Annotated in this window: 11 protein-coding genes; 1 reads left to right on the forward strand and 10 read right to left on the reverse strand. The window is 41.4% G+C overall.

What is annotated here, in order from left to right; all coding sequences use genetic code 11:
• Window positions 1-343 precede the first annotated feature (343 nt).
• From abaR to mmsA, 8 genes are all read right to left on the reverse strand, one after another.
• Window positions 344-1,060, reverse strand: coding sequence for a LuxR family transcriptional regulator AbaR (gene abaR / locus SOI81_RS16735; protein ID WP_239976241.1), 717 nt, complete (start codon window positions 1,058-1,060; stop codon window positions 344-346).
• 268 nt (window positions 1,061-1,328) lie between these two features.
• Window positions 1,329-2,681 (reverse strand): MFS transporter, encoded by a 1,353-nt coding sequence (locus SOI81_RS16740; RefSeq protein ID WP_239976240.1) that lies wholly within the window; start codon window positions 2,679-2,681, stop codon window positions 1,329-1,331.
• 121 nt (window positions 2,682-2,802) lie between these two features.
• Window positions 2,803-3,828 carry an enoyl-CoA hydratase/isomerase family protein gene (gene hibcH, locus SOI81_RS16745; protein WP_239976239.1) on the reverse strand — a complete coding sequence of 342 codons (1,026 nt, stop codon included), beginning with the start codon at window positions 3,826-3,828 and terminating at the stop codon, window positions 2,803-2,805.
• 12 nt (window positions 3,829-3,840) lie between these two features.
• On the reverse strand, window positions 3,841-4,614 hold the full coding sequence (locus SOI81_RS16750; RefSeq protein ID WP_239976237.1) for an enoyl-CoA hydratase: 774 nt from the start codon (window positions 4,612-4,614) through the stop codon (window positions 3,841-3,843).
• Between the two features lie 21 nt (window positions 4,615-4,635).
• Window positions 4,636-5,763: an acyl-CoA dehydrogenase family protein gene (locus SOI81_RS16755; protein WP_239968997.1), complete on the reverse strand. Its 1,128-nt coding sequence runs from the start codon at window positions 5,761-5,763 to the stop codon at window positions 4,636-4,638.
• Between the two features lie 11 nt (window positions 5,764-5,774).
• Window positions 5,775-7,424 (reverse strand): AMP-binding protein, encoded by a 1,650-nt coding sequence (locus tag SOI81_RS16760; protein WP_239968998.1) that lies wholly within the window; start codon window positions 7,422-7,424, stop codon window positions 5,775-5,777.
• A gap of 77 nt (window positions 7,425-7,501) precedes the next feature.
• Window positions 7,502-8,392, reverse strand: a complete 891-nt coding sequence (gene mmsB / locus SOI81_RS16765) for a 3-hydroxyisobutyrate dehydrogenase (RefSeq protein ID WP_239976235.1) — start codon at window positions 8,390-8,392, stop codon at window positions 7,502-7,504.
• An 11-nt stretch (window positions 8,393-8,403) separates the two neighbouring features.
• Window positions 8,404-9,921 carry a CoA-acylating methylmalonate-semialdehyde dehydrogenase gene (gene mmsA / locus SOI81_RS16770; RefSeq protein ID WP_320541011.1) on the reverse strand — a complete coding sequence of 506 codons (1,518 nt, stop codon included), beginning with the start codon at window positions 9,919-9,921 and terminating at the stop codon, window positions 8,404-8,406.
• A gap of 166 nt (window positions 9,922-10,087) precedes the next feature.
• Between mmsA and mauR the strand changes: the two genes are divergently transcribed.
• Window positions 10,088-10,969 (forward strand): LysR family transcriptional regulator, encoded by an 882-nt coding sequence (gene mauR / locus SOI81_RS16775; protein ID WP_016142532.1) that lies wholly within the window; start codon window positions 10,088-10,090, stop codon window positions 10,967-10,969.
• A 55-nt stretch (window positions 10,970-11,024) separates the two neighbouring features.
• Here mauR and SOI81_RS16780 read toward each other — a convergent pair whose 3' ends face one another.
• Together SOI81_RS16780 and SOI81_RS16785 are read right to left on the reverse strand one after the other, a co-directional pair.
• Entirely contained in the window at window positions 11,025-12,458 is a 1,434-nt protein-coding gene (locus tag SOI81_RS16780; protein WP_239976234.1) for an amino acid permease, read from the reverse strand.
• A gap of 370 nt (window positions 12,459-12,828) precedes the next feature.
• A complete protein-coding gene (locus tag SOI81_RS16785) occupies window positions 12,829-14,268 on the reverse strand; it encodes an amino acid permease (protein WP_239976233.1) in 1,440 nt (479 codons plus the stop codon).
• Between the last annotated feature and the right edge of the window lie 10 nt (window positions 14,269-14,278).

A 14,278-nucleotide genomic window follows, 5' to 3' on the forward strand; every position in this document is an offset into this window, starting at 1 on the left:
GAACTCGCATATTCATCTATATATTTCAGAGATTGAATTCCATCAGTTTTCTGTCCTAAATACTCAGAAGCTGTTTTATTTTCATTCAAAGAGTTTATGATCACCCCAAGTTGCAATACTACTATCTATACCTATTAAAATCATAATTTCCCTAATTAATCATACTCAACCTTCAAATTAGGTTATTCTTCAATTAAAGTACTAGTTATCTATTTTAATAAAAATAAATTCAAATTTTATTTTATGTACTAATATCTTTTATTACACCTGTAAATATTTACAGGTTGATTTATATTTATCAAAAAACTACTTTATAGCCTTTTTCTTGATTATTTCTATAATTCTATAAAATCCCTAACATCACTGCCCGGATAGCAGCTGAAATTTTATTATTCACATTCAGCTTCTGCATTGAATTTACGAGATGAAAATTTACTGTTCTTTCAGTCACTCCAAGTATCTGAGCAATCTCTCCTGACGTTTTACCTTCAGCTGTCCAACGTAGTACTTCTTTTTCACGATTGGTTAAATAAAGATTAAACCGAGCAAATTCTTTGTTATTCACTATTTTAGCAATACTAGAATGCACTGTTTGAGACAGCCAATACATATTTATAGATTGAGATTTCTGCTCTTTTTCTGATAACTCCTCAACGGATCTTGCTAACGTTAACATCCCACGCGTACCGATAAAATCACGGCTTGATTGTGCCCAGCCAAAATTTAAATTATAAGAACGCGCATCTTCCCAGAAATCTTTTTGTGCTTGTGTCTTCGCAGATTGACTCGACCAGACAAGTGGTTGGAGTGACATCATACAATGTTGTACGGTTGGATCTATCCTCACATACTGCCATTCCATATAACGCTTCTGCCATGCTTCTGGATAATTATTTAACATAATTGTTTTTGGTTCGGCAATTGATAAGAGTGATTGCATACCATAAGCACAATATTCAAATCCAAGCTTTAAAGCTGTAGACTCAAAAATCTCAAATAACTGATATTCACTTTTTACAGTCAATGATGCTGATAATAAATCTTCTTGCCAATTTTCCATTTCCCCTCATTAGACCTCATTCATAAATTATCTTTCACAGTCTTTTATTATAAATTTATATACTATTAATAGTATTTTAACCTGAGGAAATTTTTAATTTATAGGGATACTATACGTGATAATTATACTAGAATATTTTTAATTTTAAATAATATAACTTATTTAAAAATATAAGCCTATTAACAAGAAAACTCACACCAAAGACAGGCATGAGTTTCAATATTTTCATTAAAAAAACAACAATGATTCTAAAAAATATTAACTTATATTAATCGATCTTGGTTTTCAAATTTAAATTTGATTTTTTATAATAAGCTTCATCCGTTTTATAACTCCAATCGCGTGGCATAAATGAGGTCGATATAATTGCAACCACTGCCATACTTCCAATATAAAGCATAATTAAGTATGGATTGCCTTGCCCAACACTCAATAATTTAGTCGCAATCATCGGTGCTAAACCGCCACCTAATACGCCAGCCAACTGTACCGAAATTGAAATTCCACTATAACGAATTTCCGCAGGAAATTGACGGGCAAAAAGCTGAGCTTGTGGTGCGTACATAATGGGAAAGACCACGCCAATTGCTAAAACAATTGCTGTCCAGACTAACACAGGGTCTTTTGTGTTGAGCATGGTGAAAAATGGATAGCAGTAAAGTGCCAATATGCACAGCCCAAACATAAACATATTGCGTTGGCCAACTTTATCTGACAAATGTCCACATAACGGTGTCATAAATAGAATGACTACTGCACCGCAAATGGTAGCAAACAAAATGTCTTGACGTGCGATGCCAAGTTGCGCAGTGGTATAAGCCAAGGTAAAGGTTGAGGCAATATAGAACCATGCGTTTTCGGCAGCGCGGGCCAAAATAATGGTGATGAGTTGCTTCGGATGGTTTTTAAAAACCTGTAAAGCAGGAACTTTAACTTCTTCGGACTGCTGTTTTATTTTTTCAAAATCTGGTGATTCAGGCACTTTCACTCGAATGTACCAACCTACTGCTAGTAAAATAATGCTGGCAAGAAATGGTAGACGCCACCCCCAACTAAATAGAGCTTGTTCAGGTAATAACGATACCAGTCCTAATGCGATTGAGGCCAGCATTAAACCGCCACCAGTACTGGCCTGAGGCAAACTACCCCAGAATCCTTTACCACCTTCAGGTGCATGTTCAACAGCCATAAGCACAGCACCGCCCCATTCACCGCCCATGGCCATCCCTTGAATAAATCGCAAGACAACTAAACAAATTGCAGCCCAATAACCAATTGACTCGTAAGTTGGTAATAAGCCAATCAGTACCGTTGGGATTCCCATGAGCATCAGAGTCAAAAGCAACATCGATTTACGGCCAATCTTGTCACCAAAATGGCCAAAGACTAGCCCTCCTAAAGGTCGCCCAATAAACCCCACTGCATAGGTGGCAAATGCAGCAAGCACGCCTGTAAGGGCATCCAGATTTGGGAAAAATAATTTGTTAAAAATCAGTGCCGCTGCCGCGCCGTAAATAAAAAAGTCATACCACTCAATGGTGGTGCCGACCATGCTTGAGATGCCTGCTAATCGATGTGACGACTTTTTAGTATGTGAACCGTTTCCATGTACTGTTTGCATCGTAATTTCCTTTTTTAGATTTTCTTGTTTTGTCTTTTTTATGCTTATGACCAGTCCTGACCATAAGCATTTTCAGGTCACGCTTTATCTCCTTAAGCTTTTTATGTTTTTGTAATACGGTTTAGCTCAATTTTTCTAAAATTTGCTCTAGCTCCGGATTACGTTCTTGCCACTGTGGTTGTTTATCTTTATCGACAATGAGTGCACGAACACCTTCAATAAAGTCACCATGCTCAAACCAGATGTCCTGTAAATCACGTTCAAGCTGCATACACTGCGGTAAAGAAAGCCCACGGCCTAAATGTTGCAGTTTCAAACTGGTTTGTTTGGCAATAAATGAGCGCTGCTGCAAAATGCTGAGCATCTTGCTTGCCCAAGTTTTTAAGCTTTCATCTTGTTCATTTCCAAGACTTTGCTCGATTTCATCTAAATGCTGATATCCGAAGTGTTTACGAATACCTTCTGCCAATTGTTTGAGTTCACTTTCAGCAGGACGAGTAATAAATCGGGTAATGATGCGTTCAATTCCCTCTTTGCTTAAACTTGGTGCTTCAACGAGAGCATCTTGCAAAGCTTGTAACTGCTCGCTTGGCACATGGTAGTCAATTAAATCGAGGTAAAGCGCATCACTACTGCTGATCTGCTCCCCCGTAATGGCCATATAAACGCCGATATCATCAAGACGAGACAGGAAATGTGTTGCACCAACGTCTGGGAAGAAACCAATCGCTGTTTCAGGCATGGCAAATCTAGACTTTTCGCTGCTTACCACAATGTGACAAGCCTGAGCCAAGCCAAAACCGCCACCTAATACATAGCCATCAAGTACAACAATAATTGGCTTTGTATATTCACGCATTGTATTGAGCATTTTATATTCGGCACTAAAGTAACCTTTGTAATCGGCCGTGCCATTTTTATAACTGTCGTAGAGATAGCGGATATCTCCCCCTGCACAGAAGGCTTTTGGACTATTCGATTTGATTAAGATAGCCTGAACAGCAGCATCATTTCGCCAAAGTTCCAATTGGGCACCAATGCCTTCAATCATATCTAGCGACAATGCATTGAGATGAGTCACACGGTCTAAGGTAATCACGCCGAGCTTACCTTGTTGCTCAATCATTAAGTGATTTTCTGTATTCATTTTATTGATCTCTTATTGATTTTTAAAATTCGCCTTTCGTTTTTCAACGAAAGCCTGCATTCCTTCTTTTTGGTCAGATGTTGCAAAAATTGAATGGAACATACGTCTTTCAAAACGTAGGCCTTCGGTGAGATTCACCTCAAAAGCTCGGTTAATCGTTTCTTTGAGCATTATGTTGGCAGTTAAAGATCGTGCTGCAATTTTCTCTGCAGCTTGCAAAGTTTGTTCAAGTAATTCTTCTTTGCTAAACACACGTGCAACCAAACCACTTTGCTCTGCTTCTACAGCGCCCATTTGACGAGCAGTAAAACACATTTCCATCGCTTTGGCTTTACCAATTGCATGGGTTAAGCGCTGTGTGCCACCAATACCTGGAATTACGCCTAAAGTCACTTCAGGTAAACCAAACTTGGCGTTGTCAGCACAATAGATAAAGTCACACATGAGTGCCAATTCACAGCCGCCACCTAACGCATAGCCGCTCACTGCTGCAATTAAAGGTTTACGGCGCTGTGCAATACGGTCTGCAAGATGGAAAAAGTCATCAAAATAAATATCAGGGAATGCTAAATCAGCCATTTCTTTAATGTCGGCCCCTGCGGCAAAGGCCTTTTCAGAACCTGCCAATACCATACAACCAATTTCGCGGTCTTTTTCGAGCTGATCTAATGCCTGATTAATTTCATCAATTAATTCACTGTTTAAAGCATTGAGCGCTTGAGGGCGATTTAATGTAATCAGTCCAACCCCATTACGCTTTTCTAATAAAATACTTTGCCACTGCATTATTTATTCCTTGTTCTGATTTTATAGACTACGTGCAATCACTAAACGTTGGATATCACTTGTGCCTTCGTAAATTTGACAAATACGGGCATCACGATAGATACGCTCAATTGGAAAGTCTCTCAGGTAACCATAGCCACCAAACACTTGTAGCGCGCTCGAGCACACTCGCTCAGTCATTTCTGAAGCAAATAGCTTGGCCATTGAAGCTTCATTCAAACACGGTTGTCCTGCTTCTTTTAAACGCGCAGCGTAGTGAACCAGTTGTCTTGCTGCTTCAATTTCAGTTGCCATACTGGCAAGGCGAAATGCGATGGTTTGATGCTCAAAAATTGGTTTTCCAAAAGTAATACGCTCTTTGGCATAACGGGTTGCTTCTTCGAGCGCCGCACGTGCTAAACCGACTGCTTGTGCAGCAATACCAATACGTCCACCCTCTAAATTGGCAAGAGCAATTTTCAGACCTTCGCCTTCTTTACCTAGCATTAAGCTTTTATGGATGCGTACATCTGTCAGTGCAATCTGACACGTATCTGAAGCATGCAGACCGAGTTTTTCTTCAACACGAATTACTTCGTAACCCGGTGTTTCACGTGGGACTAAAAATGCACTAATCCCCTTTTTGCCTGCACTTGGGTCGGTTACTGCAAACACAATAATCACGCCTGCATTATCACCCGAGGTAATAAACTGCTTGGCACCATTTAAAATGTAATCATCTCCATCTTTTACTGCACGGGTCTTAATGGCTGCTGCATCTGAACCTGTATGCGGTTCGGTTAAAGCAAAAGCGCCGATCATTTCACCTTGTGCTAAAGGTTTTAAAAAACGCTCTTTTTGCTCATCGGTACCAAACTTCAAAATAGGCACACAACCAACCGAGTTATGTACACTCATGATGGTCGAGGTTGCGCCATCGGCTGCGGCAACTTCTTCAAGCGCCAGTACATACGCCAAGTTACCTGTATCTGAACCACCCCATTGCTCTGAAACAAGCATTCCCATAAAACCGAGTTGACCCATTTGAGCCAATGTGTCTTTCGGGAATGTTCCGTCTCGGTCCCAATCACTGGCATTGGGTTTGATTTGTTCTTGAGCGAAACTTTTCGCCATATCACGAATGAGTAATTGTTCTTCGGTAAATTGCATTGTTATTTCCTTTACCCTGCTTTAGCTTGTTGTTTAGCAATTTCTTGATTGCGCAGTAAAAAGCGCTGAATTTTGCCACTTGGAGTTTTAGGTAATTCACTCACAAATTCAACTAAACGTGGGTAAGCATGTGCAGAAAGTCGTTTTTTTACAAATTGGCTAAGTTGTTCAGCAAGTGCCTCTGAAGGTTGCGCATCTGCGGCTAAAATCACGAATGCCTTAACGATTTCGGTACGGTCTGGGTCAGGTACACCAATCACTGCTGCTTCAACCACCGCTTCATGTTCGAGTAAAGCACTCTCTACATCGAACGGACCAATGCGGTAACCCGATGTGGTGATTACATCATCACTGCGCCCTACAAAGCTCATGCTGCCATCAGCATGAAGCTCGGCAGTGTCACCAGTTAAATAGTAATGACCAACAAAAGGTGATTTACGGCTTTCTTTATAGCCGCCAAACCACATCATTGGAGACTGGCTAATATCGACTGCTAAAATTCCTGGGGTGTCCGCTGGAAGTTCTTCACCTTGTTCATTGACAATCGCAACACGGTAGCCCGGACTTGGGAAACCTGCTGAACCAGCATGAATTTCATGTTTTAAACCATGATGATTACACACCACCATGCCCACTTCAGTTTGTCCATAGTGATCATAAATCGGAGCATCAAGCACTTGTTTAAACCAGCGAATTACTTCTGGGTTAAGTGGCTCGCCTGCACTACTCACCACACGGAACTGTCCTTTTAATGGCGCCATTTGTGCTGGATCCGCTGCCATCATCATACGGTAAGCCGTTGGAGCACCTGCCAAGTTGTTAATTTTATAATCTTTCACAATTTGGCATAAACTATCTGTGCTGAAACCACCTTCATAGAACAAGGTAGCGTGACCCAAGAATAACGGCCCAGTAATCGCATAGTACAGACCATATGCCCAACCCGGATCGGCAATATTCCAGAAAGAGTCATCTTCGGTTAACCCAATGGCATCTTGCATATATCGCCCAAAGGCAATCAATGCTTTTAAAGGCACTTCCAATGGTTTAGCAGGACCTGTAGTACCAGACGTAAACATGAGTAAAAATGGATCTTGGATGCTACGCATGACCAGATCACATTGATCGGACTGCTGCTTCACTTCATTCCAGAAATTAAAATCACCTGCTTTGAGCGGAGTACCTTGTACATCGGCCACCGTCACAATTGCAGGGCAATTTTCAATTTCATCAAGCTTGCTACGGTTGCCCATGTCGGTCACCACCAGCTTACTTTGTGCAAGCTGAATACGGTGCTCAATCGCTTTTGGACCAAACGCAGTAAAGAGTGGTTGATAAACTGCACCAATTCGCCAAGCTGCAAAAATAGTCACGATCAGTTCAGGTGTTCTTGGTAATAGCCCTGAAATACGGTCACCCGCTTTTACACCTTGTGATTTTAAGAAGTTAGCAAACTGACTCGACCATTCTTTTAATTCACGGAAGGTATATTGCTCTTTTCGTCCGTCTTTTCCTTGCCAATACAGCGCAATTTTGTCGCCATCTGCGTGTCGATCACAGCATTCATAACAAGCATTTAAGGCATCAAGTGAACCTGATAACATTTGTTTTGCAGTACTTTCTAAATCGAAAACCTGTGCAGCATTTTGATAATCCATCATATCTTTTCCCTCAGTCCGGATTTGTTGTTATTCACGACAGAGTTTAATGTGTTTAAAGCCATCCTTTGGCTTTGTCGTTATGCCTCTTGTGGCAGGTATTGCTGAATAATGCTCGAAAAATCAAGATTAGCATTACCGCGCATGCACATTTGCTGATACAGCTGTTGCACCATACCACCCAACACCACAGGTTGTTTCACTTGCCCTGCCGCTTCTACCGCAAGACCCAAATCTTTCAGCATCAGCTGAGTGGCAAAGCCATCTTGATAGCCTCGAGATGCTGGCGCATTTTCATTAATATGCGGCCATGGATTGCATACATCCGAACTCCAGCAACGGCCACTTGAGGTGTTAATGACGCCTGCTAATGCTTGTGGGTCGATACCTAACTTCACGCCCAGCGCCATACCTTCGGCAACAGCAGCCATTGAAATACCTAAAATCAGGTTATTGCAGATTTTGGCAATTTGGCCTGCACCTACATCACCACAATGAACAATATTTTTGCCCATATGATTAAGCACAGGTTTTACTTCATTAAAGGTTTGATCATCGGCACCTACCATGAAGGTTAGAGTTCCTGCTTGAGCACCAATAGTTCCACCTGAAACTGGTGCATCACAGATTTTAATTTTTTTGCTCTCTGCAACAGCGGCAATGTCTTTAATGGTTTGTGGGTCAATGGTACTGCTATCAATGCATAAGCTACCTGCTTTTAGCACTTCCAATACACCATTTTCACCCAAGTAAACTTCTTTAACATGCTTGGCTGCAGGTAACATAGTAATGACCACATCAGCTTGTTTTGCTGCTGTCTGCGGGCTGTCACATACCACACCACCTGCCTCGGCAAAGTGCTGAATCGCGACTTCACTGAGGTCATAACCATAAACTTTGAGCCCGGCTTTGAGTAGGTTTTGGGCCATTCTGCCGCCCATATTCCCTAGACCGATAAAGGCGATATTCATCCGTGATCCCCTTAACGTAAACTAATAGTTGTATTTACACCGCCAACTTCATGGCTATCTTCAAACCAGCGACTGGTAATCGTTTTGGTCTGAGTATAGAACTGCACAGCTTGTTTGCCATATGGTCCCAAATCACCAAGTTTTGAACCTCTTGAACCGGTAAAACTAAAGAAAGGTACTGGCACAGGAATTGGAATATTGATACCGACTTGACCAATATCAATCAGGTTTTGGAAAGTACGTGCAATGGCACCACTTTGTGTAAATAGACCGACACCGTTACCAAATGGGTTGGCATTGATAAGAGCAATAGCTTCGTCAAGTGTGTCTACACAAATAATAGAAAGAACAGGGCCAAAGATTTCTTCTTTATAAATACGCATGTCGGTATTTACGCCACTAAAAATCGTCGCGCCGACAAAGTTACCAGACTCATAGCCTTGTACTTGAACATCACGACCATCGAGGAGCATTTCTGCACCTTGCTCTACACCGCTATTAATCAAGTCAAGCACACGCGCTTTAGCACGTTTTGAAATCACTGGCCCAATGTCAGTATTTGGCTCATGGCCTGCGTTTACTTTTAAGGTTTTCGCTTTTTCAACTAACTCTTGAATCCACTGTTTGCTGTCGCCAACCATAACTGCAACAGACAATGCCATACAACGTTGCCCAGCCGCACCAAACGCTGCACCGACTAAAGCATTTAATGTTTGTTCTTTATTGGCATCAGGCATGACCACAACATGGTTTTTTGCGCCCATCATCGACTGCACGCGCTTACCATGTTGTCCTGCAAGGTTATAAACATGTGTGCCAACCGCAGTTGAACCTACAAATGAAATCGCTTTAATGTCTTTATGCGTACACAAACGATCAACCACTTCTTTACCGCCATGCACAACGTTGAGCACACCTGCTGGAATACCTGCTTGAATCGCAAGTTCAACCAGCATCATGGTTGATAACGGATCTTGTTCTGATGGTTTTAAAACGAAGGTATTGCCGCATACGATTGCCATTGGAAACATCCAAAGCGGAATCATGGCAGGGAAATTAAACGGCGTAATACCCGCACATACACCCAAAGGTTGTTGCAAGGTATACGTGTCTACACCACGCGCGACACCTTCAACATATTCACCCATTTGTAAGGTACCGATCGAACAAGCATGTTCAACGACTTCTAAACCACGTTGAATATCACCCTCAGCATCTGTCAAGGTTTTGCCTTGTTCAGCCGTTAGTACTTGCGCAATTTCTTTCATGTTGGCACGAATTAAGTCTTGTAACTTGAGCATGATGCGCATGCGTGCCTGAATTGGGGTCTGACGCCAAGAAGCAAAAGCATCTTGTGCAGCTTGAATAGCAGCATCAACTTCTTTAACCGTTGCAAATGGTACACGACCAATCACTTCCTGAGTTGCAGGGTTAATAATGTCTTGCCATTCCTGTGTTTCAGATTCGATAAAATTTCCGTTAATGAGTAATTTAGCGGTTTCCAATTCGATTTTTTGGATTGTGTTCATAACCTCTCCGTAGGCCATATTTTTATTGTGTTCAATTATTAGAAAATACTTCTTGATCGTATTTTCTTTATTCCAGTTTCAATTGAGACTAGCAAAGAAAACTTTGACCACCAACGGAAATTCATGCACGATTGTTGTGCAAATATGCACAAGGATGACAACAAAAATGAAAGTGGATTGGGATCATCTACATTTTTTTCTGGTTTTAGCTCGGACTAAAACCCTAACCAATGCTGCGCGGATTATTGGTGTCGAGCACAGTACGGTGGCTAGACGGATTCAGGCACTAGAACTTGCTTTGGGTACAACGTTGTTTAAACGTGAAGCGACGGGTTATGAGTTGACACTCGAAGGGATGGCACTTGTTCCTCGAGTTGAGCAAATGGAACAAGCTTTCTTACAAATTGAAAAACCACATCAACCTTTGCAAGGCCGTGTGCGAATTGGCACACCTGAAGGTTTTGGTACTGCGTTTTTGGCCCGCTTACTGGCTGAGTTCTCTATTCAATATCCACTGCTCACCATCGACCTGATTCCTGTGCCGAAAATGATTAAGCTCTCACACCGTGAAGCAGACATTGTGGTGTCAATTGATCGTCCAACGTCTGGCCCCTATATCATTACGCGGTTATCAGACTACTGCTTAAAAATTTATGGCAGCCAAAACTATCTGGCACAAAACCCACCCATTCGTGGTTTAGAAGATTTAACCCAACACCGTTTTGTGAATTATATTGATGATCTGGTATATAGCCCTGAACTGTACTGTCTAGAACGGCTACCTTTAAAACTGAATGCCAACTTCCGTAGCAGCAGTATTTTGGCTCAACAAATTGCCGTGAGCGCTGGTGCGGGGCTTGCGATTTTGCCCAAGTTTCTGGCAGATGATAAGCCTGAACTCGAAGAAGTATTAGAACAGCAAGTTCGCTTTACCCATACTTTCTGGATGCTGACCTTTGTTGATTTACAACATGAACCGCGCATTAAGTTAGTTTGGGATTATTTACGTAAACAAGCCGATAAATACCAACATTTGTTAGTTGATTAAATATTAAATAAAAAAGCCAATCACTGATGATTGGCTTTTTTGAAACTATGAAACATTAATCAAAAGTTTCTTGAGCTAATTTTCTTATACGTGGCTTATAGAACACAAAATAAGTTACGCTTAAAACCACCAACCATAGTGGACTCACATATACCGCTTTTAATGTATCTGGCTCGAGTGCCAAAATCACCAAAGTAAACAAGAAGAATGCGATAACAACGTATGCCATCAACACACCACCCGGCATTTTAAAGGTTGATGCGGCATGAAGTTCAGGACGAGTTTTACGATAACGTAAATAACACGCCATGATTAAAATCCACACACTAATGAATAGAATCACACAAAGTGAACTTGCCAGAGTAAATGCTTCCATTGTGTTTGGAACAAAGTACTGAAGCACTGCTCCACCCATAATGAAAATACATGAGAAGATTAAGCCGTTCGATGGCACTGCGCGCTTTGATAAACGTCCCAATGCACTCGGCGCTTGACCATCTTTTGACAAACCAAATAGCATACGACTGGTTGAAAACACACCGCTATTCATTGAAGACATAACTGAAGATAGCACCACCAAGTTCATGATGATGGCTGAAATCGGAATACCTGCATTTAAGAACAATTCAACAAACGGACTTTTATCTGCACGGATGTGATTCCAAGGTGTTACTGACATTACGACAAAAAGTGCCAACACATAGAACAGGATAATACGTAGTGGAATCGCGTTAATTGCTTTCGGTAAGTTGGTTTGTGGATCTTTCGTTTCAGCCGCTGTTGTACCAATCAGTTCAACGCCGATAAAGGCAAACACGGCAATCTGGAAACCTGCCAAAAATCCGCTTACACCTTTTGGAAATATACCGCCATGTGACCATACATTGCTGATACTCACAACATCACCGTGAGGGGCTTGGAAATGAGTGAGGATCATGTAGCCACCCACGCCAATTAAGCCAATAATCGCCAAAATCTTAATGAGTGCAAACCAGAATTCAACTTCACCAAATAGCTTCACTGTAAGCAAGTTCAGTCCTAAAACGAATAGTACACAGCCTGCACTAATCATGGCCTGTTGCATGGGTGAGAAACTGGCGCCTTCGGGTAGCCAGAAACTCAAATAGTTAATAACCGCTGAAAGGTCCGCAATACCCACCAATACCCAGCCTAACCAATAGGTCCAGCCGATATAATAACCAGCCCATGGACCAATCAAGTCATAGGCCATATCAACAAATGACTTATAATGTAAGTTAGCAAGTAATAATTCACCTAATGCACGCATTAGAAAAAAGAACATCCCGCCAATTAACATGTAAATAACGAGAATTGAAGGACCTGCGAGGGAGATGGTTTTGCCCGAGCCCATAAATAGGCCCGTTCCAATTGCACCGCCAATTGCAATCAATTGTAAGTGGCGATTACTTAATTTCCGTTGTAAATGATCAGGGGAGCTTGCCTCATCAGAATGATGAACCATTGTCATATTAGAAGTCCTTTTTATATTTTGCTTAATTTAAATCAGCAACCTATAGGGAGAAAAACGAACCATATATCGTGGGTTGCTGAGTCTATACCTCAGGACAAGATGTTCAAGTATATTTTTCCCTTAATTGATAAATCGTTTGTCCTGATTTTTTTAAGTCACATTATTTATGTAGTGCCTTCACGGCAATTTTAGTTAACCAATCTGAGTTTCCAGATTAGCCGAAGTGTAGCATGCGATTATGCTAGATGTACTTTTCCGACACCCTCCAAATTGCTCTATTGATCCAAAAATAAACAATATTATTCCGATAAAAAATATAATAAAAACAAAAAAAGCCAATCATAATTGATTGGCTTTTTAATAAAACTTAATGATTGTTGACGAGTTCACGTCCTAATTTTTTCATCCGTGGTTTATACAACACATGATAGGTAACACCTAAAATGACTAACCATACTGGACTGACATATAACGCCTTTAAAGTATCGGGTTCTAGCGCCAAGATGACTAAAGTGAAAAGCATAAATGCCAAAACGATATAACTCATCCAAACGCCGCCCGGCATTTTGAAAGTCGATTTTTCATGTAATTCAGGACGTAATTTACGATAGCGTAAATAGCACACCATGATGAGACTCCAGACACTAATGAATAGAATCACACAAAGTGAACTTGCCAAGGTAAATGCTTCCATGGTGTTAGGAACAAAGTACTGAAGCACTGCCCCGCCCATAATAAAAATACATGAGAAGATTAAGCCGTTCGACGGAACTGCACGTTTTGATAAGCGACCAAATGCTCCCGGTGCCTGACCATCTTTTGATAAACCGAACAGCATACGACTGGTTGAAAACACGCCGCTGTTCATTGAAGACATGACTGAAGATAGCACCACCAAGTTCATGATGATGGCAGAAACAGGAATACCCGCATTTAAGAACAACTCAACAAACGGACTTTTGTCTGCACGAATATGATCCCAAGGCGTTACTGACATCACAATAAAAAGTGCGAGCACATAGAACAAAATAATACGTACCGGAATCGCGTTAATTGCTTTCGGTAAGTTCTTTTGGGGATCTTTGGTTTCAGCAGCAGTAGTACCAACCAATTCAACCCCGACAAAAGCAAACACGGCAATCTGGAATCCTGCTAAGAAACCTTCCGTACCTTTCGGGAATAAACCGCCATGCGACCAAACGTTACTAAAACTTGCTACAGCGCCTTGCGGAGCTTGGAAATGGCTAAAAATCATATAGCCACCCACCCCAATCAGGCCAATAATGGCCAGAATCTTAATGAGTGCAAACCAGAATTCGATTTCACCAAATAGGCGTACTGTCAGTAGGTTAAGACCCATCACAAACAATACACAGCCTGCACTAATCATGGCCTGCTGTATTGGAGAGAAGCTTGTCCCATCGGGCAGCCAGAAGCTCAAATAGTTAATGACCGCTGAAAGGTCCGCAATACCGACCAGCACCCAGCCTAACCAATAAGTCCAGCCCAAATAATAACCAGCCCAAGGACCAATCAAGTCATGAGCCATATCAACAAAAGATTTGTAATGCAGATTTGCAAGGAGCAACTCGCCCATTGCACGCATTAAGAAAAAGAACATGCCTCCAATAATCATATAGATTAAAAGAATTGAAGGACCAGCGAGGGAGATAGTTTTGCCCGAACCCATAAATAGGCCGGTTCCAATTGCACCGCCAATAGCAATCAGTTGTAAATGACGGTTAGACAGTTTTCGTTGCAGATGATCAGGAGAATTTTCTGTATCTGAATGACGAGCCGTTGTCATATTAAAATTC

This window comes from Acinetobacter pittii, assembly GCF_034067285.1.
Classification (GTDB): domain Bacteria; phylum Pseudomonadota; class Gammaproteobacteria; order Pseudomonadales; family Moraxellaceae; genus Acinetobacter; species Acinetobacter pittii_E.